Here is a 19,981-nt window from a genome sequence, read left to right on the forward strand (position 1 = left end):
CCATGACCCCATCGCTACTAATGGCCGTGCTCGCCTCAGGCTTCATCTACGGCATCACCCCCGGCCCGGGTGTGTTGGCGGTGTTCGGGATTGGCGCGGCGCGGGGGGCGACGGGCGGGGGCGGGGTTCCTGTGCGGGCATTTGCTTGGGGATGTGGTCTGGTGCAGCACGGCGCTGATCGCAATTGTTGGCGCCCGGGAAATCGGCAGCACGGCGTTTGATGTATTGGGCGTGCTCAGCGGGCTGTATCTGTTCTGGCTCGGTGTGCGCGCGATTCGCGCTCGCCGCAGCAGCGCTGAAACCCCGCAAGGGCCGGCGCGGCAGCCGTTCTGGCACGGCATTCTGTTCGGCCTGACCAACCCGAAAGCCTACCCGGTGGCCGTGGCGACGTTCACCGCGTTGCTGTCCAGCCGCGCCGAATTGCTCCATTGGTCGATGCTGCCCTGGCTGATTGCCCTGAGCTTCGTGGGCGGATTGCTGGCGTACGCTATTCTCATTGGCATCGTCGGTGCGCGGCAGGTGCGCACCGTGTATCAACGGCATGAGCTGTTGATCACCCGGTTGTGCGGGGTGATGTTCATCGGTTTCGCGATCAACGCCTTGGTGCATGCATTGCCGGGCCTGGTCACGAACAAGGCTTGAGGCTGATCGCAGGGAAGCGTCAGCGGCACCGGTCACGGATGGTTTTTCAGCGCTACATGGCCCGGACACGCACCCTGCACCATGACCACTAGAAATTCCGCGCCTTTGGCGAGCTATATCGACCTCTTGCTGGACGCCGTCTGTGCGGTGGATAGGCAAGGTCGCTTTGTATTTGTCAGCGCGGCCTGCGAGCGTATTTTCGGTTACACCCCGGATGAATTGATCGGTCAGCCGATGATCGAGCTGGTACACCCCGCCGATCGCCAGCGCACCCTCGATGCCGCGCGAGAAATCATCGGCGGCGAACCCAAGCTCAACTTCGAAAACCGCTACCTGCGCAAGGACGGCCGGGTGGTTCACATCCTTTGGTCGGCACGCTGGTCGGAAGTCGATCAACTGCGCATCGCCGTGGCCCGGGACATCACCGAACGCAAACAGGCCGAGTCGCGACAAGCGGCGTTGTATGCGATCTCCGAAGCGGCCCATGCGGCGGAAGATTTGCTGGCGCTGTTCAAACGCATCCACACCATCATCGGCGAATGGCTGCCCGCGCTGAATTTTTCCGTGGCGCTGTATGACGAACACTGTGCGCAGCTGAATTTCCCCTATCACGTCGACGACCGTGAACATCAGCCCGAACTGCCCGGCACCGTCACCGGGCGTTTGTGTGCGGAGGTCATTCGCAACGGCCAGTCGATCCTGCTGACCTCGGAACAAGATCAACTCCCCGAAGGCTTCAAGGCGCTGGTGGCGGGGCAGGATTCCCCGTGCTGGCTCGGCGTGCCGCTGAACTCGCAGAACGGCACCATCGGTGCGCTGATCGTCAAAAGCGAGGCCGGCGGCGAGCGCTACACCGAGCAGGACAAAGAGCTGCTGCAATACGTCTGCGCCCAGGTGGCGACCGCCATCGAGCGCAAGCAGCTGCACGCGCGGCTGCAACACATGGCCCAATACGATCAACTCACCCAACTGCCCAATCGCGAATTGCTCCGCGAGCGGCTCAAATCGTCGCTGGCGCAGGCCCGCTCCGAGGGCGGGCGGATGGCGCTGTTGTACGTTGATCTTGACCGTTTCAAACTGGTCAACGACACCCACGGTCATGCGGTCGGCGATATGTTGCTGCAAGCGGTGGCCAATCGGCTCAAGGGCTGCGTGCGGGAAAGCGACACCGTGGCGCGCATCGGCGGGGATGAGTTCGTGGTGCTGCTGCACAGCATCCATGCCGCCGAAGACGCCGACAGCGTCGCCGGAAAAATCCGACAGGTGTTGCTGCAACCCCTGCGCCTGGATGGCCACAGCCTGAACATCGAACCGAGCATCGGCGCGGCGATCTATCCTGAGCATGGCCTGGAAGAAAAGCAGCTGTTCCGCTACGCCGACGAGGCGATGTACGCGGTCAAGCGCCTGCGTCACCGGCCGCTCGAAGCCTGAGTTTTCACCACCGTTCGTCGCAATATCCCCGATTTTTTCTAAACCTTTGGCCGGATCGGAATTCTGATCCTATGCGGGCCTGTGCTCGCCGCGATCAACACCAAGAGGTAGAGAATCATGCCTAACTCAAGAAACTCGAACGCGGATAACCATGCCAACGATCGAACGAAGGCGTCTGAAGCCGGTCGCAAAGGTGGGAAAACTACCACCACGACTGTCGACAAAGACCCTGCGAAACCCGATATGGGCCGCAAAAGTGGTCAGAAATCCAAGTAGTGGATAAGGTAGTTTTGATCGAGAGGCGGGAGCGAAAGCTCCCGTTTGAATTTTTTCGAATGGAGGGCGCGACCATGAGCCGGATGGCCACCCGTATACGCAATGCCAGTTTTGCCACGTTGCTGGGCCTGTGCGCCAGCAGCGCTTTTGCCCAGTCGCCAGCCGACTTCATCAACGATGCCTCCGCCAAAGGCATGGCCGACATCGAAGCCAGTCGCCTGGCGCACCAGAAAACTGAATCCAAGGAGGTCAAGGACTACACCGTCGTGGTTATCAACGACCTGACCACCGCCAACCAGCATCTGGCGAAAATCGCCAAGAAGCTCGACCTGCCGGTCGCGCCTCGGGAAGAAGTGATCGATAAGTCCAAAACGATGATCCCCGAAGTGAAGGATGGTCCGACGTTCGACCAGGCCTACGCGGCCAGTCAGGTGCAAAACGCCCAGGCTGCTATCGACCAGATCCAGCAGGAAGCGCAGACCACCGACGTTCCGGAAATCAAGGCATTCGCCGAAGAAACCTTGCCCAAACTGCAAAACCATCTGCAGATGGCCAAGGCCCTGCAAGCCAGCCGCTAGCCTCTATGCAGCGCGGGTGACCAAGGTCACCCGCCGAGGTTTCAGCATTGATCCAGGTGTGATTTCGGCTGGTCGCCGCTGGGGGCGACGTCCATGGAAATCGTCTCGCCCTCGCCGATCTTGCGGTACTGCTTGCGCAACTCCTCCAACTGCTTCAAATCCAGCGACTCCAGCCCCAACATCGCGTTCTGCGCCTCCTTCGTCACCCGCAGCAACTCATCGATCTTCAAATGCAAGATGTCCGTATCGCGGTTCTGGGTGTTCTGGATCAGGAACACCATGAGGAAGGTGATGATGGTGGTCGAGGTGTTGATGATCAGCTGCCAGGTGTCGTTGTAACCAAAAATCGGCCCGGTTAACCCCCACACAGCAATCAGAATGATCGCGATCAAAAACGTCGTGGGACTGCCGGCCCACAGCGCGAGTTTCTGCGAGACTTTTGCGAATTTCATTGCCGTGTTCCTTCTGGGGATGCGCCTGAAATTCAGACATCGACGGCGTGTTGGAATTTCTTTTTTAACGAGGGTTGTGGGGGGGGCGAAAGATCGCAGCCTTCGGTGGAATACGCTCGGCGGAGCTGCCGAAGGCTGCGATCTTTTGGCGATGTTGAAGCCGAATACACTCAAGCGGAAAACTTCACCTCAACCGCCCAACTGAAATACCCCACCGCTTCGCACTGCTGGTTAACCAACATAAAGCTCAATTCGCAGGCGGCGACGCCCGGGGTCAGTTGCGCGCACTCCCAGTAGTGATCATCGGCCAGGTGGCTGGCCGGTTGGGTCGGGTTTATCGGGTCGGGGGCCGGAACGGTGAGGCCTGCGTGTACCACCAGTTTCGGCGCGGAGAGGACTTGGGTATCGCTCACGGCCATGTCGTAGAACACCACGCTGTTTTCAGCGAGCAGACTCACGGTGCGGCCGCGAATGTGGAAGGTTTTTCCATTGCAGGTGGGTAGCGTCAAATAGCTGTCACTAATCGCTATTTGATTGGCGTCTTTCCCGCCGACGGCAAAGATGAATCCTTCACCGATGGTCGTCGGATCTTGTGCCTCAAGACTGGGTGTCGGGTACTTTGCCAGCAGCGATTCGGCATCAACAATCAGCAGCACATTGTTGGCCGTCGCGACGCTGGATGAAGGCGATTTGATCGGTTCGGAAGTCATCATGGATTCCTTTCATGATGGTGGCACTGCACGGCAGCCGCTTCGGTTCATGCAAGACATCCTGTTCCTGCCGAAACGGCAACGAACGGGGGGAGGCCCCTTGTCGCCAAGGGGCCAGCCTTCGTCAGTTACGGATGGTAATGAACGGGTCCCACGAACAGCAGCCGACGATTTTGCAGTTGCGATCGACGATCAGGAAATGGAAGTGATAGGTCACGCTACCGCAGTCCAGTGTTTCCGAAGACCAATAATGGTTTTCGACTTTCTGGCAGCTCGGCACCGATGGGTTGCTGGTGTTAGGGACGGCGACGCAGGCCGTAGCCTTGCGTGGCATAGGGGTGGAGATCAACTCGCTGCCTTTGTTGCCAATGAACTTGTAGAAAATAACTGCGGTCTCGAAGCTCTGCGACAGGCTGGTTTCACGCCAGCGAATCAAGTCGCCCACCTGTGCTTTCAAGTTGAGTTCGCCACCGGCCTGACCATTTATCACGTTGTCCCGATTGGTCACCATGTACACATGATTAACGTCGATCATCGTTGGCGAAGCAGGGTTTTTGCTGATGTTCGGGTAGTTTTTCAGAATGGTTTCGGTGTCGATAGAGACCAGCACATCCGTGACTCGAGACATAGTAAAGCTCCTTGTTCATAGTGAGTGCCTGATAACCCTCAGGCATGACAACGCTTGCTTGCCTTACGGCCGTTGCTGAAACACTACGGGCGGAACCCTGCTTGCACGAGGCACGAGTTGGCCTTGCTCCTTGCGTGCAAATTGACAGGTCGGGTTCCTTCCGACTGGCCGCGATAAGGACTATAGGTGTGATATTCAGGCTGTCAAAATCGCTTGACTGTTCCCTCGACGAACGGTCGATTGGGTTATGTCTTGCAATGAATCAGCGATAAAAACCGCGCGGCATATCCTCAGCGATCGCCATAAGTCGGATTGGGCGGGCGCACGGGGCGGAGTATCGTAGCGAACCGGTTATCGGCCCAGGCCAGGACACCCCTTCGACAGGAGAACGCAATGAGTTGGTCCGCCAAGCAATACGTCGCTTTTGAAGATGAACGCACTCGCCCGGCCCGGGATCTGCTCGCAGCCATCCCGCCCGTGGATGCGCGCTCGGCCATTGATATCGGCTGCGGCCCCGGCAACTCCACGGAATTGCTGGTAGAGCGTTTCGACAATGCCTGGGTGCGCGGCGTGGACAGCTCGCCCGACATGATCGAAGCCGCCCGCAAGCGCCTGCCACAAGTGAAGTTCGACACCGTTGACATCGGAACCTGGAACGATAGCGGCCCGTTCGACGTGATATTCGCCAACGCCGTATTGCAGTGGCTGCCCGATCACGGGACGTTGCTGCCGTCGCTCGCCTCTCGACTGACCAAGGGGGGCAGCCTGGCAATCCAGATGCCCGACAACCTCAACGAACCGTCCCATCGCCTGATGCGCGAAATCGCCGCCAATGGCCCGTGGGCCAGCAAACTGGCGGACGCCGCCGGGCAACGGACGGAAATGGCCAGTGCCAGCGATTACTACTCGATGCTGCGGCCGCACTGTAAGCGGGTTGATGTGTGGCGCACGACTTACCATCATCCACTGGCGGGTGGTGCCTCGGGCGTGGTGGAGTGGTTCAAGGGCAGTGGCCTGCGGCCGTTTCTCGATCCGCTGGATGAGGGCGAGCAGGCGGAGTATTTGAAGCGGTATCTGGCGGCGGTCGAGCAGGCTTATCCGGCGCTGGAGGATGGGACGGTGCTGTTGCCGTTTCCACGGTTGTTCATCGTCGCGACGCGGTAAAAGCGGATGTCACACTGAACCTGTGGCGAGGGAGCTTGCTCCCGCTGGACTGCGCAGCAGTCCCCTTCTTTTTGGGGCCGCTTCGCAGCCCAACGGGAGCAAGCTCCCTCGCCACAAAGTCATCAGTGTTCGTTCTATTTAAGTGTCAACGTTCCACCGCCACCAACATCATCATCGGCCGCTCTCGCTCCTCCGCCAGAGCCGGCTGCGCCGCCACCTCGGCATCGCTCGGCCCCCATTCATTGACGTGCTGAATCGTGAATCCCGCCGCGATCAAGGTATTCAACAAAGTACCCACCGTGCGGTGCTGCTTGATCACACCTTCCGCCAGCCAATTCGTCACCCGCTCACCTTCCAGCTGATAACTGTCCAGCGGCCAACGCTTGCGACCTTCGCCATCGATCAGCCAACCCGGATTACGCGGCGCCATGAAAATCGGGTGCTCGATGGAAAACACAAAGCGTGAACCGGGTTTCAGGGCTGCGTGGATATTGGCGAACAGGCCCGGCAGATCCTTGATGTAGTGCAGCGCCAAAGAGCTGTAGGCCAGGTCGAAACTGTCGGTAGGCAAGTCGAGATGTTCCAGATCGGCGCGAACGTACTGGATGTTGGCCGCAGACGTCGTCTTGCGCGCCTGCTCCAGCATCTTCTCCGACACATCGAGGCCAAGCACGCTGTGGGCGCCTTGCTCACTGGCCCAACGGCTGAACCAGCCATAGCCGCAGCCCAGGTCCACCACTTTTAAACTTTTCATCGGTGGCAACAGGGATTGAAGTGCAGGCCATTCCGGTGCGGCATCCAAGCCACCGATGGAACGGCCCATTTGGCTGTAACCCTGGAAAAACTCCGGATTGTCATAAATGTTTTGCGTCATGTTCGAATTGCTCTATTGAGTTCGTCACGGGCGGCACCGGTGGTGCGGCCGATTGGTTTCCCTCGAAGAGTTGTGGCGCGTATTCGTTGATGGCCGCGCAGGGGGAGGGGGGTTGTAGATGAGGGAATGCTAGCGGGTTGGGAGAAGAGGGGAAATGGGCGGTGCGTTATGGATGTGTAAGTAAGGTACGAAAAGGGCGCCCCAAAAGGCACCCAATCTAACCGTCAGAACTATTCCGCATCCATGCGTCGAGCGATCACGTCCAGCACATCGCAACCATCGCGCAAGGGCACGCAGCAGAGCAATGCAAAGTCGCTGAGGATCACCGAATCAGAGGTAATGTCGCCTCGCATCGCGAGGTTTTCCAGAAGCTGCGTCACGGCCCGGATTCTGTAACTGGCGGTGCTGAGCAGGGAGTGCAGCGGTTGGGTGGTGTTGACGAACAGGGAAGGTAGATCGTCGGCGTTGCTGGTTAGAGCCATGTATTCGTTCATGAGTGGTTACCGGTTGTAGGTTAAAGACCTACCACTCAATCGTCGCCAAACAAAAGGGTGGTAGCTGTACGCGGGTTGGCGAACCGGACAACGGTAAAACCGGCAGACCCAAAGATCTCCCACGCACAGACACCAAAAAAAGCGCAGCAAAATGCAGTCAGAAAACGCCGAAAAATCTCGGAGGTTTCTGGGTCGTTGTCATCGAGTCGCCAAACCCAATACGCCATTTGGGCGTGGATCGGACTATAGGGCTCATGACAAAGACACAGCAATCCGCAAGTCTACGGACAATTCCTAGAGTAGTGTAGGACGTTGCTTTTTCGACATTTGGCCTAATTCAGCGTCTAGGAAAAGTTCGAGGACTTCAGGTCAAGTGAGATTCGCTACACACGTCGCCACACAAAGATTTTCCAGTTGTCGCGGCGACGTTCTACCCTCTTGGCAATGAACGGGGCGTCGTTGCTTCCACAAAAGAAAAACAAGGGTCGAGTCAGGTATGACGCCACAAGAAATCGCGATAGAACACGCTGCCTTTGAGTTCGCCAGAGCGAACCGAGCATTATTGGCTCGGCAGGTCGCGGACACCTCTGTGTATCTCAGTGAGGAGACACCGTTCACCGTGTTCATGGCTGGATCACCCGGAGCGGGCAAGACAGAAATATCCAAGGCGATGGTTGAGGCACTGGACACGGGAATTTCCAGCCTTCAAGCCAAGCGCGTTCTTCGTATTGACCCTGACGATTTTAGAAGCCTGATCCCAGGCTATAACGGAAGTAATTCATATCTGTTCCAGCGCGCGGTTACGAAAATTTTGGAAAAGGTATTGGATCTAGCATTTCAAAAACGTCTCTCGTTCATTTTGGACGGGACTATGGCTAACCTCGGTGTGGCAAAGCGCAATATCGACCGAGTTTTGGGTAATCATCGAAACGCTCAGGTCATGTACGTATATCAGCGTCCAGAACTCGCTTGGCAGTTTGTTCAGGCCAGGGAGCTGACGGAAGGCAGAAATATTCCATTGCAGGAGTTCGCCAGACAGTTTGTTGCTGCTCGCAGTAATGTCATTGAACTCAAGCGGTTATACGTTGACCAGATCCATGTTGATTTATTGATTAAAAATTTTGACGGCGGAAGTCAGTGGGTAGAACTCGATGCGAGCAGCGATACGATTGACGCTCTGATTTCCCCAGAACTATGATCAAGCCCAGCTCGTTGAGCTGTTAACAGAGGCATGAAATTGATGAGTACAGCCAAGCTTGAGAAGACCAGTGCTTTGACAGAGTTTTTCTCTAAAACCTCCCCTGAGACCCGGCGTGACATTTTGATGGACGTCATCAGCAAGGCTAATGCCTCTCAACGCGAAGTCGTACAGAAAGCTGAGGCAATTAAAGCCGCAAGGAATGAATCTCCGGCGATTTAATTTTTCGTATTGCCTAAACTCCAGACACAAAAAAACCGGCCATCTGGACCGGTTTTTTTCTATCTCTACATCCCCCGTCAAAAACCTTCAACGCGAGACAAAAATTCGATTGGAGCGGGTGAAGGGAATCGAACCCTCGTTATCAGCTTGGGAAGCTGGAGTAATGCCATTATACGACACCCGCTCAGAGCGGCTGACTTTGTACCAGATGTGCGCGCGGATTTGAAGTTTTTCTTTATGTGCGCTGCATTTAGCGTGGGGGACACGCAGGCATGGACCGAGTAACGGCCAATCGCGGGCAAGCCTTGCTCCTACAGAGGTGGTGGCGTCTATGGGCGCAAGGTTGCTCGCGATGACTCTATTTCAGATTGCCAGTGCATGGTGTTCCTGGACGTAGTGGTAACGCGGTCGGCTGGTGTGTTGCGCCGGTTTCAGGAAGCCCAGCAGTGCGTTCTGGCTGTCTCGGCAGGCGGCTTTGTGTTCCATGTCGAGGAAGTGCCCGGTGGCTTGCAGGGTGCTGAAGGTGGCGTGTTGCACGTGGTTGGCGAATAGCCGGGCGCCGTCGGCGGCGGTGTATTCGTCCCATTCGCCGTTCATGAACAGCACCGGCACGTTGATTTTCTCGGCAGCCTTGAGGAAGCACTGACGATCGCTGTGCAACAGGTCGCTGATGTGGAAGTGCATCTGCCCGTATTCGTGCTCGGCCAGGTTACTCACGTGACGATAGTTGAAGCGCTTGAACAGCGACGGCAGGTGTTTGCCGATGGTGCTGTTCACCAGGTTGCCGACCCGGTCGCCATCCCGGCTGCCGAGGTAGTCGACGCCGCGTTCGAGGTAGTCGCGCATGTGCTCGTTGATCTCCGGGGAGAACGAGCTGATCACAGCTTTTTCGATGCGCCGTGGCCGGTGGGCGAGGGCGACCAGGGTCGCGGCGCCGCCCCAGGAAAACGACAGCACGTGTTCGGCGGCGAAGTGGTCGATCAGCTCCAGAAGGATCTGTCCTTCGACTTCCTTTGTGAGCAATTTCTCATGCCGGTTGTGGGCTTTTGACTTGCCCGCGTAGGGCTGGTCGTAGCACACCACATTGAACTGCGGATGAAGGTTTTTCACGGTCTGAGCAAACGACGCAGTCGTGGCCATCGAGCCGTTGACCAGAATAATGGTCTTCTCTGCGGCGTCTGCGCGATAGAACTCCGTGTAAACCCGATACTGACCCTGTATATCCAGCACAGCGATTTCTGGCCTCATGTCATAAGACTCCTGAGCAAGCGGGTATGCGCGCAAATGAGATTGCACGAGCTTTGTGACAGGTAGGCATTCGCCTGGAATTTGGAGCCCATGTCGATCCATTGAAGGCCGGTCGACGGGTTTTATTATTGGCGGGCAGTCTGCCGGTGGAAGGCGGAACCTGAGGGTCCCCGACCGGCAAAAAGTTTCTTAGAAGTATGTTGTGACTCATCGGTCACAATCTGGCCGACGTCCTGATTCAAGCAGGGGTGACGGCATCGCGCAAGTGTCATTGGTAAATTGTTCGACAACTTCTGCTGAGCGGTCGCCTGCTTAGATCAATTGAATCTCTTCGGTGCGCAAGGCGCGGTACTCGCCCGGTTTTAGCGCGTTATCGAGCAGCAACGGGCCCATGCTTTCGCGGTGCAGGCGCAGCACCTTGTTGTCGAAATGGCCGAACATGCGCTTCACCTGGTGATACCGGCCTTCGACAATGCTCAGTCGCGCCGACTTCGCCCCGAGCAGCACCAGCTCGGCGGGCTGCGTCGTCAGGTCTTCGAAAGCGAAGTACAGCCCTTCGTTGAAGGTGACTGCATACTCCGGGCCGATGTCCTGTTCGGTCTCGACGTAATACACCTTGGGCAGTTTGGTCTGCGGCTGGGTCAGGCGTCGTGACCAGCTGCCATCGTTGGTGATGATCATCAGGCCGGTGGTGTTGAAATCCAGGCGCCCGGCGATGTGCAGGTCATCCTTGTCCGGCTCGTGGATCAGGTCGAGCACGGTCGGGTGTTGCGGGTCGCGGGTGGCGCTGACACAGCCGGGCGGCTTGTTGAGCATGAAGTAGCGTGCGGGCTTGCCGACTTGCAGCACCTCGTCGTCGACCTCGATGCGGCTGAATTCCAGTACTTCGCTGTGAGGATCGCTGACGACTTTTCCGTCGATGCGCACGCGTTTTTCCACCAGCAACAGACGAACCTGCTTACGGTTGAAGCGCGGCAGGTTGCTGAGGAAACGGTCTACACGCATCGGTTAAAAATCGGATGGGGAAGGGCCGCGCATCTTACGTGATCGGCCGGGCGGCTGCTTGCAGCTGCGCTTCGACCTGGGCGCAGCGCGGGCACAGGCAGGAGAGGTCGCGCAGTTCCGCCGGCAGCGCTTCGAGCACCGCCGGGTCGATGCTGACGCCAAAGCACCAGCAGGCACGGTCGGCGGTTCGAGGGTCGGCCAGGCTGCAGTCGTTGGGGGCGCCGCAGGCCGGGCAGGTTTCAGGCTTGGTCATCAACGTCATTCATAAACGGAGTGGGGCAATTCCACGCAGGTGCGATTGCGGCCGGCCTGTTTGGCCCGGTACATCGCATGATCGGCCCGGGACAGCAACGTATGCAAGGTTTCATCCGCTTGCAGGGTGGTCAGGCCAATGCTCACGGTCAGCTGCAGCTCCTTGCCGTTGTAGGCATAACGCTGTTTTTCCACATGCTGGCGAATTTTCTCGGCGATTTTCTGACCGGTCTCACCGTCGGTGTCCTTGAGCAGCACGATAAATTCTTCGCCACCCCAACGGCAGACGATGTCGGAATGGCGCAGGCAACTTTCCAGGTCCCGGGCGAAACCGATCAGCACTTGATCGCCGGCGAGGTGACCGTAGGTGTCGTTCAACACCTTGAAGTGGTCGAGGTCCAGCAACAGCGCGGTCAGCGGTTTCGGCTCGCGTTGGGCTTCGTGCATGGCTTGCGCCGCCAGCAGGTCGAAGCCACGGCGGTTGGGCAACTCGGTCAGGCTGTCGAGCGTGGCCTGGGCCTGGATCTTGCTCTGATAGCGTTTGATTACGCGGTTGAGCAGGGCCAGCACAATCAGCGTGACCAGCAGGCAGATCAGCAGGTTGAGGTACAGCGACTGGCGGATTTCACTGAGGGCGCCGTCTTCGCGTTTGTCGACGAACAGGTACCAGTTCAGCTCCGGAATGAACCGCACGTTGAGGAAATGGCCCTGGCCGTGGACGGAATATTCGTAGCTGCCGCTGTGGGGTTTGGGCAACTGGCTGACCAGGCCCTTCATGCTGCTGAGTTCACCCAGGCTCTGACCGGCCCGCGCACCTCCGGGGCCGCCCTCGGCACCGGTAAGCACCAAGCGACCGAAGGTGTCGACGAAGTACACGCTGCGTTGATAGCGCTGTTGATACTTGTCGATCAGCTTGATCACCGCATCCACCGTCAGGCCCACGCCGGCCGCGCCGATGAAGCGTTTGTTGTAGTCATAGACTTTGTAATTGATGAAAAACGTCAGGTTGTCCTTGTTGGCCAGGTCCGGGTCGACGTTGATCTCGTAAGGCTCTTTCATGTCGCGAACGCGGAAGTACCAGGCGTCCCGTGGCTCGTCGACCTTGATCTGCTTGAGCACGCCTTTGGCGTGGTAGTAGGTGAGGCTGCTGTTGGAGACGAAGAACGCGGTGTAGGCGCCGTAGTGGGTCATGACCTCGTTGAGGTAGCGGGTCATCTGGTCGGGGTCGTGCTCGCCGTTGACCACCCAGTCGCGCATGAAGGTGTCGCGGGACATCATCGAGGAAATCAGGATCGGTCTGACCAGGTCTTTCTGGATTTCCGAATAAACCGTGTCGGACGTCAGCGGCAATTCGGTGTTGACGATGTTGTCGCGGATCGACGCTCGCGAGGCGTAATAACTGAGAAAGGACGTGGCGAGGAAACCTGCACCGAGCAATGCGATCAGCGTGAGCACCAACGAACGTTGGGAATACAGCGGCGAGCGAAGCGGCATGGTGGTTCCGTTGGCAGTGACCCGATGGCATGCATTCTAGTGGCCCGGAGCGGAAATAACCGCTCTATGTGCGTGAGATGATCGTTCCCACGCTCCGCGTGGGAATGCATCCGGTGACGCTCTGCGTCACGCTTGCGAAGGGACGCGGAGCGTCCCGGGCGGCATTCCCACGCGGAGCGTGGGAACGATCAGCGTGGGAACGATCATTTGCCGAGGTAAGCACGCCAGCCGCCTAGATGGCTGATATTAACCGCCCCCTCCAGCCCATAGCCCTCACAAATAAACCCACTCTCCCAGCGCCCATCCGCCAGTTGCACCTTGCCCAACCCCAACGGCGCCGGAATCGCGGTCAAAAACGAGCCCAATTCGCTGCTCGGCAATTCCCAAACCTCCACCGCAATCGCCACGCCACCGTCCTTCACCCGCACCATTCCCGGACGAAACGGCGGGCCACCGGCCAACGCATAGAGCTGATAATCCGGCGAACTGAACGTCGTCTCGACCAACCGCGCGCCACGCTGCTTCAGTTGCCAATTCAACGCCAACCCCTCCAGATGCGCGCCACACACCACCAGTCGTGCGCGATCATTGCGGGCCACCGTCGCGGGCGCAGGCGAGCCTGATTGACGTTGAAGCGCATCCGCCACGCTCAACAAATACTGATCGGTAAACGCTCGCCCAAACAGCGTCACGCCCCACGGCAAACCGTTGCCCATGAAACCGCTGGGCACGGCGACGGCGGCGTAGTCGAGCAGGTTCATGAAGTTGGTGTAGTAGCCCAGTTCCGAGTTGCGCAGCACGGGTTCGGCGGTCAGTTCCGCCAAGGTCACGGGGCGGCCGATGGTTGGCGTGAGCACGCAGTCGAGGCCTTCCAGCGCCCGGTCGCACAGCGCCTTCAGTTCTTGCAGTCGATACTGCGCGCGGAAGGTCTGCACGCCAGTCACCGCCGGGGCCTTGGCCAGCACCGCGCGGATCACCGGCAGCACCGCTGGCGGGTTTTGCTCCAGCAACTCGCCGGCCACGCTATAGCGCTCGGCGACCCACGGGCCTTCATAGAGCAATTGCGCGGCTTCGAGGAACGGCGACAGGTCCAGCTCAACCGCTTCGCCACCCAAGGCTTTGAGCTGATCGATGGCATCGCCAAACAACAACGGGCCTTCAGGGCAGCCGAAAAACTCCAGGTCTTGCGCACGTGGCACGCCGAATCGAAACGGGCGCGGCGCACCGAATGCCAAGCCGTCATTCCACAACGGATTGCTGCGGCTGTAGGCATCCCGTGGATCGAGACGCGCCGTCAGCGCCAGCAACTGACTGGCTTCCCGCGCGGTGGCGGTGAACGTGGTGACGCAATCGAGCGTGCGACAGGCCGGCACCACACCGCCTGTGGAGATCAACCCTTTAGTGGCTTTCAATCCCACCAGATTATTCAACGCCGCCGGCACCCGACCGGAACCTGCCGTGTCCGTCCCCAGGGAAAAACTCGCCACCCCCAACGCCACCGCCAGCGACGATCCAGCGCTGGAACCACCCGACGGATATTCCGGCAACACGCTGTTCGGGCACGCGCCATAAGGCGAACGGCTGCCATTGAGCCCGGTGGCGAACTGATCAAGATTGGTCTTGCCCAACGGAATCGCCCCCAGCGCCAGCAACTGCTCGACGATGGTCGCCGAACGCGCCGGCACATAGGCAAAGGCGGGGCAAGCCGCTGTGGTCGGAATGCCTGCCAGGTCGATGTTGTCCTTGATTGCGAACGGCACGCCATACAGCGGCAGACTGTTGAGGTCGCGACCGTCGAGGGCGGCGAGGTACGGTTCCAGCTCCTCGACACTGAGCAAATGAATGAACAGGTGATAGTCCGGGTTCAGCGCTGCGGCTTTGTCCCGCAGGCTGAGCAGCAATTGCCGAGGCGTGGTCTGGCCGTCGCGATAGGCGTTGCGCAGGGCGTCGAGTTGCAGATTGAAATTCATGACTTGATCCTTTTCAAAATGAGTTCAGTCGAGGTCCAGCACCACGACCCGCTGTCCGGCGCGCACCGCCGAACCCGGTTGCACGCGAATCTCCCGTACCACCCCGGCCATCGGCGCCAGCAGCGGGATTTCCATCTTCATCGACTCCAGAATCACCAGCACATCCCCGGCCTCAACCCGGGTGCCGGTTTCAACCTGAACCTGCCAGAGGTTGCCGGCAATGTGGCTGTCGACGCTCTGTTGACCGCTGGCCAGCGGTGCGTCTTCGGTCGCTTCGGGGATCAGTTCTTCACTGTCGAAATGCGCCTGACCGCTGGCGATCCAGCGTTCGCGTTCGGCATTGAACGCGCCTTTTTGCTGGTCGCGGAACGCCGCAATGCTCTCGGCTTCTCGCGCCAGAAACCCTTGGTAATCCGCCAGGTTCAACTGACTGTGCTCAATGTTCAGTTCGAAGCGCCCGAGGGGGAAATCCCGGCGAATGCGCAGCAACTCATCAGCGCTCACCGGGTAGAAACGGATCTGATCGAAGAACCTCAGCAGCCACGGTTTGCCGTCGAACGCCGCCACTTCGCGGTAGCGATTCCACATCTGCAAGGTGCGCCCGACAAACTGATAACCGCCGGGGCCTTCCATGCCATAGACGCACATATACGCGCCGCCGATGCCCACCGAGTTCTCGGCGGTCCAGGTGCGGGCCGGGTTGTATTTGGTGGTCACCAGCCGATGGCGCGGGTCGAGCGGGGTGGCGACCGGTGCGCCGAGGTAAACGTCGCCCAAACCCATCACCAGATAGCTCGCATCGAACACCGTACGCTGCACTTCGTCGAGGTTCGGCAGGTCGTTGATGCGGCGGATGAACTCCAGATTGCTCGGGCACCACGGCGCGTCCTTGCGCACGGTGGTCATGTATTTTTCGATTGCCAATTGGCAGGCCGGGTCGTCCCAGGACAGCGGCAGATGGACGATGCGCGACGGGACTTGTAGGTCCTTGGCGGCGCACACGGCGTCCCATTCACCGGCGATGATGCCGAGCAGATCGGCCAGCGGCAGTTGCTCGGGTTGGTAGTGCACTTGCAGCGAGCGGATGCCGGGTGTGAGGTCGATGACGCCGTGCAGGTGTTTGCTTTCGAGCGCCTGCATGAGGGCGTGAGCGCGGAAGCGCAGGACCAGGTCCAGTTCCGGGGCGCCGATCTCAAGGAGCAGATGTGTGTCGCCCGATAATCTGGCCACCAGTCTCGTGTCGTCCTGTCCAAGATCCAGTACAACGGGCGACATCAATTTATGTAGAGACCCATTACTTGTGGCGAGGGGGCTTGCCCCCGTTGGGGTGCGAAGCGCCCCCAAATTTTCCCGCCACGGCACATCAGGTGTTTGGAGTTGGCCGATTGGCGACTGCTGCGCAGCCGAATGGGACGGTGCGGCGATCCGACAAGCTCCCTCGCCACAGAGGGCTCGTGTGGCCAGTGATCGAGCAGTCTGTAAGTCCACCGGCAAAAACTGCACCTTATCCCCGGCCTTGAGCTGCCCCAACTGCCAAAGATCGGCTTCAATCACCGTCACCGGGCACACAAACCCGCCCAGGCTAGGGCCGTCCGGGCCGAGTATCACGGGCATGTCGCCGGTGAAATCCACGGCCCCGATCGCATACGGATTGTCGTGGATGTTCGACGGATGCAGCCCCGCTTCACCACCATCGGCCCGCACCCATTCCGGCTTCGGCCCGATCAGTCGCACGCCGGTACGACTGGAGTTGAAATGCACTTCCCACTGAGTGGCGAAGAAGGTGCCGATGTAATGTTCGGTGAAGTATTCCGGTGCACCGTGCGGGCCGTAGATCACTCGAATCTGTCGCACGGCAGGCAGATCAGCAATATTCGGAAGCTGCGCACCGGCACTGCGGTCAATCAACAAAGGCACATGCAACACATCCCCGGCCCGCAACGCCCGCCCACCATGACCACCGAACTGGCCCAGGGTGAAGGTGCTTTTACTGCCCAGATAATCTGGCACTTGCAGTCCGCCGCGCAGACTCAGATAGCTGCGGGCGCCGGCCCCGGCCATCGTGCCGAGGCTCAACGTAGCGCCGGCCGGAATCAACAACGCGGTGTTCATCGGCACCGCGTCACCGTTCAACGTCAGCGGAATCACCGCCCCGGTCACCGCCACCACAGCATCACAGTTGAAGCGCAGCAACGGCCCGCTCATGGTGATTTCCAGTGCCGCAAAACCTTCGTCATTGCCCAGCAATCGGTTGCCCAGACGCAACGCCCGACTGTCCATCGGCCCCGACGGCGGCACACCGACCGCCCAGTAACCGAGGCGACCGGGATAGTCCTGAACACTGGTTTGCGTCCCGGCGCTGAGTACTTCAAAGGTGTTGGCTTGGTACACCAGACCTTCCAGGCACCGCGTCCACGGCTGGCCGCTGGCGAACGGTGCGTCGAGCAAAATCTGGCGCAGGTAATCGCGGTTGGTTTCCACGCCGTAGAGCAGGCTGTCGCCCAAGGCCTGATGCAAATCTGTAAGCGCCTGCTCCCGGGTCGGCGCCCAACTGATGAGCTTGGCGATCATCGGGTCGAAGTACGGCGGGATCTCGCAACCGGCCTCGACCCAGGTGTCGATGCGCAATTTTCTGCCATCGGCAGCAGGGAAATTCACCGCCGTCAGCAGGCCCGGACTCGGCTGGAAATCCCGGCCCGGATCTTCCGCGTAAAGCCGTGCCTGAATCGCATGGCCCTCAGGTTTCAATCCACGACTTAGCTCGGACAAGGGCGGCAAATCACCGGCCGCCAGTTCGACCATCCAGCGCACCAGGTCCACGCCCCACACCTGTTCGGTGACGCCGTGCTCAACCTGCAATCGCGTATTCACTTCCAGAAAATAGAAGCGTTGGTCTTCACTGTCGAAGACAAATTCCACCGTCCCGGCGCTGCGGTAATTCACTGCTTTCGCCAGTTTGATCGCCGCCGCGCACAGCTCATCCGCCATGCCCTCGGGCAGGTTCGGCGCCGGGGTTTCTTCGAGGACTTTCTGGTTGCGCCGCTGTACCGAGCAATCGCGCACGCCGAGGGCAATCACTTCGCCGCGACCGTCGCCAAACACCTGCACTTCCAGATGCCGGGCGCGCTGGATGTACTTCTCGATGAACACCCCGGCATCGCTGAAGTTGTTCTGACCGAGGCGTTTTACGGCTTCGAAGGACTCGCTCAACTCGGCCGCGCTACGGCACACGCGCATGCCGATGCCGCCACCACCAGCGGTGCTTTTAAGCATCACCGGATAGCCCACGTGTTCGCCGGCGATCAATGCTGCGTCGAGGCTGTCGAGCAGTTCAGTACCTTCAAGCATCGGTACCCCATGCTGTTTGGCCAACGCGCGAGCCGTGTGCTTGAGGCCGAACACTCGCAACTGCTGTGGCGTTGGGCCGATGAAGGCGATGTTGGCGGCTTCGCAGGCTTCGGCGAAGGCAGCGTTTTCTGAAAGAAATCCGTAGCCGGGATGAATGGCCGTGGCGCCAGAGGTTTGGGCGATGGCGAGGATTTTATCCACCGCCAGATAGGTGCCGGCGGCGGCGCCTTCGCCGAGGCTGTGGGCTTCATCGGCCTGCAAAATATGGAGGCTCGCGGCATCGGCTTCGGAGTAAACGGCGACGCCCTTGACCTGCAATTCACCCAAGGTGCGCAGGATGCGGCAGGCAATGGCACCACGGTTGGCAATCAGGACTTTTTCGAACATGGCAAAACCCCCGGAGGCGATAACGCATCAGCCTCGACCTGGGATGCGGGCCGTCCCGCAGTTTTTCGAAAGGCACCCGGGCCGTCCCGGATGAACGAATTTCGCGCTTTTTTTGGCGAGGGAGCTTGCTCCCTCGCCACAAGGTTTAGCGGTGCTCTCGCTGTTGCAGGCACTGGCCGGAACGGGCCTGGCACAGGGCAAACAACCATTTACGCAACCGCGCCAATTTCAGTTCCATACCAATAACTCCGCAGGTGTCGGGTTGTACGCATTGCACGGGTTGTTCAACTGCGGGCAGTTGGAGATCAACACGATCACGTCCATCTCCGCCCGCAAATCCACGTACTTGCCCGGCGCCGAAATCCCGTCTTCAAACGTCAGCCCGCCATCCGCCGTGACCGGCACATTCATGAAGAAATTGATGTTCGGCCCGATGTCACCCTTGCCCAGTCGCCCGTCGTGGGCACAGGCCCGCAGGTAGTTGTCGCGGCAGCTGTGCATGTAGCGTTTCTCCAACGCATAACGCACGGTGTTGCTCTCCTGGGCGCAGGCGCCGCCGAGGGTGTCGTGACGGCCGCAGGTGTCGGCGACGATGGTCAACATCGGTTTGCCGAGGTTGGAATAGAGCACGCTGCCGGTGCTCAGGTAGACGCTGTTCTGCCGACGCAAGGTGCGTTGCACGTCGTAGCGTTCCTTCGGGTTGGCGACGCTGTAGAACAAGGTATCGACCGCCTGGTTGCCTTCCAGGTCGAGGATGCGCAACGTCTGGCCGGCCTTGACCTCCATCAGCCAGGGTTCCCCGGCGGGGATGGTGGCGCGGTACACGGCGTTCTCAGGCTGCTGGTGTGAAGTAGCGATGGCGAGTGACATGGCAGCGATCCTCAGGCGAACAAACGGTCGGTGTTGATAAAGCCGCGCTCGTTTTCCGGGCGCGAAGTGCGGCAGTGTTCGGCGACGCTCGGGTCGGCGTTCATCCAGCTCAGCTTCAAGGGTTTTGGTGCGTATCCGGGCGACGGATCCATCGGGTGTTGCAGGGCCGTGAGCACCACCAGCGTGTCCATCGGCGCGTACAACTCGATGTAGTCGCCGGCCTTGGAGTTGCCCTCGACGAAGTGGAAGCGTCCGGCCTCGTTGACATTCACCCGGCTGAACAAATTGAGGGTCATCAACAAATCCGACAGGCCCAGCCCCCACTTGCCCAGTTCCACCAACAGGTTGTCGGTGCCGTTGCGGAAGAAGCCGTTGCGCAGTTCCTGATAGCGCCCGGCGCCGTATTTTTCTGCGACTTCTTCAGCGCACAGCACACCGCCGAGGCTGTCGCTCCAGCCGCAGGTGTCGGCGGTAATCGCCGCTAATACGCGACCCATGTCCGAGTACAAACAATGGCCGCTGGTGAGTTTGGCGGTGTGTTGGCATTTGAGGCTGTCGGGCAGGTTCAGGCGTTCGGTTTTTTCGTTAGCGTTGAGCAGCGTCAGGCTGACATTGGCGCCACCGCGCAGGTCGGTCAGACGCAGCAGTTGGCCGCGTTTCAATACGAAGGAGCGATGGCCGCCGCCGGGAAGCATTTCTTCGGCGAAGGGCGGGAACAGTTGGGTTGAATCAGTCATT

The 19,981-nt window shown here is 59.4% G+C and carries 19 protein-coding genes, 1 tRNA gene and 1 pseudogene; 7 read left to right on the plus strand and 14 right to left on the minus strand.

Annotated elements, in window-relative coordinates; genetic code table 11:
- The first annotated feature begins 2 nt into the window (after positions 1 to 2).
- The 4 genes and pseudogenes from ACY4LX_RS08240 to ACY4LX_RS08255 all read left to right on the plus strand — a co-directional run bounded on the left by ACY4LX_RS08240 (position 3) and on the right by ACY4LX_RS08255 (position 2,927).
- Positions 3 to 642: pseudogene (locus ACY4LX_RS08240) on the plus strand (LysE family translocator).
- 81 nt (positions 643 to 723) lie between these two features.
- On the plus strand, positions 724 to 2,073 hold the full coding sequence (locus ACY4LX_RS08245; protein ID WP_149657217.1) for a sensor domain-containing protein: 1,350 nt from the start codon (positions 724 to 726) through the stop codon (positions 2,071 to 2,073).
- A 117-nt stretch (positions 2,074 to 2,190) separates the two neighbouring features.
- A complete protein-coding gene (locus tag ACY4LX_RS08250; protein WP_463259641.1) occupies positions 2,191 to 2,349 on the plus strand; it encodes a KGG domain-containing protein in 159 nt (52 codons plus the stop codon).
- A 74-nt stretch (positions 2,350 to 2,423) separates the two neighbouring features.
- Positions 2,424 to 2,927, plus strand: a complete 504-nt coding sequence (locus ACY4LX_RS08255; protein ID WP_463259642.1) for a DUF4142 domain-containing protein — start codon at positions 2,424 to 2,426, stop codon at positions 2,925 to 2,927.
- A gap of 41 nt (positions 2,928 to 2,968) precedes the next feature.
- Here the strand turns inward: ACY4LX_RS08255 and ACY4LX_RS08260 are convergent, their stop codons facing one another.
- The 3 genes from ACY4LX_RS08260 to ACY4LX_RS08270 form a co-directional block, all read right to left on the minus strand.
- A complete protein-coding gene (locus tag ACY4LX_RS08260) occupies positions 2,969 to 3,379 on the minus strand; it encodes a low affinity iron permease family protein (protein ID WP_463259643.1) in 411 nt (136 codons plus the stop codon).
- A 170-nt stretch (positions 3,380 to 3,549) separates the two neighbouring features.
- Entirely contained in the window at positions 3,550 to 4,089 is a 540-nt protein-coding gene (locus ACY4LX_RS08265) for an AidA/PixA family protein (RefSeq protein ID WP_463259644.1), read from the minus strand.
- Positions 4,090 to 4,213: 124 nt separating this feature from the next.
- On the minus strand, positions 4,214 to 4,717 hold the full coding sequence (locus tag ACY4LX_RS08270; RefSeq protein WP_463259645.1) for an inclusion body family protein: 504 nt from the start codon (positions 4,715 to 4,717) through the stop codon (positions 4,214 to 4,216).
- Positions 4,718 to 5,110: 393 nt separating this feature from the next.
- On the opposite strand from ACY4LX_RS08270, the gene tam reads away from it, so the two are divergent.
- A complete protein-coding gene (gene tam, locus ACY4LX_RS08275) occupies positions 5,111 to 5,881 on the plus strand; it encodes a trans-aconitate 2-methyltransferase (RefSeq protein ID WP_463259646.1) in 771 nt (256 codons plus the stop codon).
- A 145-nt stretch (positions 5,882 to 6,026) separates the two neighbouring features.
- Here tam and ACY4LX_RS08280 read toward each other — a convergent pair whose 3' ends face one another.
- The gene (locus ACY4LX_RS08280; protein WP_463259647.1) at positions 6,027 to 6,755 is read right to left on the minus strand and encodes a class I SAM-dependent methyltransferase; all 729 of its coding nucleotides are present in this window, start codon (positions 6,753 to 6,755) and stop codon (positions 6,027 to 6,029) included.
- A 230-nt stretch (positions 6,756 to 6,985) separates the two neighbouring features.
- A complete protein-coding gene (locus ACY4LX_RS08285; protein ID WP_149657209.1) occupies positions 6,986 to 7,249 on the minus strand; it encodes a short-chain dehydrogenase in 264 nt (87 codons plus the stop codon).
- A gap of 496 nt (positions 7,250 to 7,745) precedes the next feature.
- Here ACY4LX_RS08285 and ACY4LX_RS08290 point away from each other — a divergent pair, with 496 nt between their 5' ends.
- Positions 7,746 to 8,447 carry a zeta toxin family protein gene (locus ACY4LX_RS08290; protein ID WP_463259648.1) on the plus strand — a complete coding sequence of 234 codons (702 nt, stop codon included), beginning with the start codon at positions 7,746 to 7,748 and terminating at the stop codon, positions 8,445 to 8,447.
- 42 nt (positions 8,448 to 8,489) lie between these two features.
- A complete protein-coding gene (locus ACY4LX_RS08295) occupies positions 8,490 to 8,669 on the plus strand; it encodes a hypothetical protein (RefSeq protein WP_123507547.1) in 180 nt (59 codons plus the stop codon).
- A 110-nt stretch (positions 8,670 to 8,779) separates the two neighbouring features.
- Here the strand turns inward: ACY4LX_RS08295 and ACY4LX_RS08300 are convergent.
- The 9 genes from ACY4LX_RS08300 to ACY4LX_RS08340 form a co-directional block, all read right to left on the minus strand.
- A tRNA-Gly gene (locus tag ACY4LX_RS08300) sits at positions 8,780 to 8,853 on the minus strand.
- 179 nt (positions 8,854 to 9,032) lie between these two features.
- Positions 9,033 to 9,917: an alpha/beta fold hydrolase gene (locus tag ACY4LX_RS08305; RefSeq protein ID WP_149657208.1), complete on the minus strand. Its 885-nt coding sequence runs from the start codon at positions 9,915 to 9,917 to the stop codon at positions 9,033 to 9,035.
- Positions 9,918 to 10,229: 312 nt separating this feature from the next.
- Positions 10,230 to 10,922, minus strand: a complete 693-nt coding sequence (locus ACY4LX_RS08310; RefSeq protein WP_463259649.1) for a pseudouridine synthase — start codon at positions 10,920 to 10,922, stop codon at positions 10,230 to 10,232.
- A 34-nt stretch (positions 10,923 to 10,956) separates the two neighbouring features.
- Positions 10,957 to 11,175, minus strand: a complete 219-nt coding sequence (locus ACY4LX_RS08315) for a cysteine-rich CWC family protein (RefSeq protein ID WP_123507553.1) — start codon at positions 11,173 to 11,175, stop codon at positions 10,957 to 10,959.
- Between the two features lie 5 nt (positions 11,176 to 11,180).
- Positions 11,181 to 12,668 (minus strand): sensor domain-containing diguanylate cyclase, encoded by a 1,488-nt coding sequence (locus ACY4LX_RS08320; RefSeq protein WP_463259650.1) that lies wholly within the window; start codon positions 12,666 to 12,668, stop codon positions 11,181 to 11,183.
- A gap of 203 nt (positions 12,669 to 12,871) precedes the next feature.
- Complete coding sequence (gene atzF / locus ACY4LX_RS08325) at positions 12,872 to 14,638, minus strand: allophanate hydrolase (RefSeq protein ID WP_463259651.1); 1,767 nt, start codon at positions 14,636 to 14,638, stop codon at positions 12,872 to 12,874.
- 24 nt (positions 14,639 to 14,662) lie between these two features.
- The gene (gene uca / locus ACY4LX_RS08330; protein WP_463259652.1) at positions 14,663 to 18,373 is read right to left on the minus strand and encodes an urea carboxylase; all 3,711 of its coding nucleotides are present in this window, start codon (positions 18,371 to 18,373) and stop codon (positions 14,663 to 14,665) included.
- 228 nt (positions 18,374 to 18,601) lie between these two features.
- Positions 18,602 to 19,243 carry an urea amidolyase associated protein UAAP2 gene (locus ACY4LX_RS08335; RefSeq protein ID WP_463259653.1) on the minus strand — a complete coding sequence of 214 codons (642 nt, stop codon included), beginning with the start codon at positions 19,241 to 19,243 and terminating at the stop codon, positions 18,602 to 18,604.
- 11 nt (positions 19,244 to 19,254) lie between these two features.
- Entirely contained in the window at positions 19,255 to 19,980 is a 726-nt protein-coding gene (locus tag ACY4LX_RS08340) for an urea amidolyase associated protein UAAP1 (protein WP_463259654.1), read from the minus strand.
- Between the last annotated feature and the right edge of the window lies 1 nt (position 19,981).

The sequence above is a fragment of the Pseudomonas sp. Emmai genome, assembly GCF_055179735.1.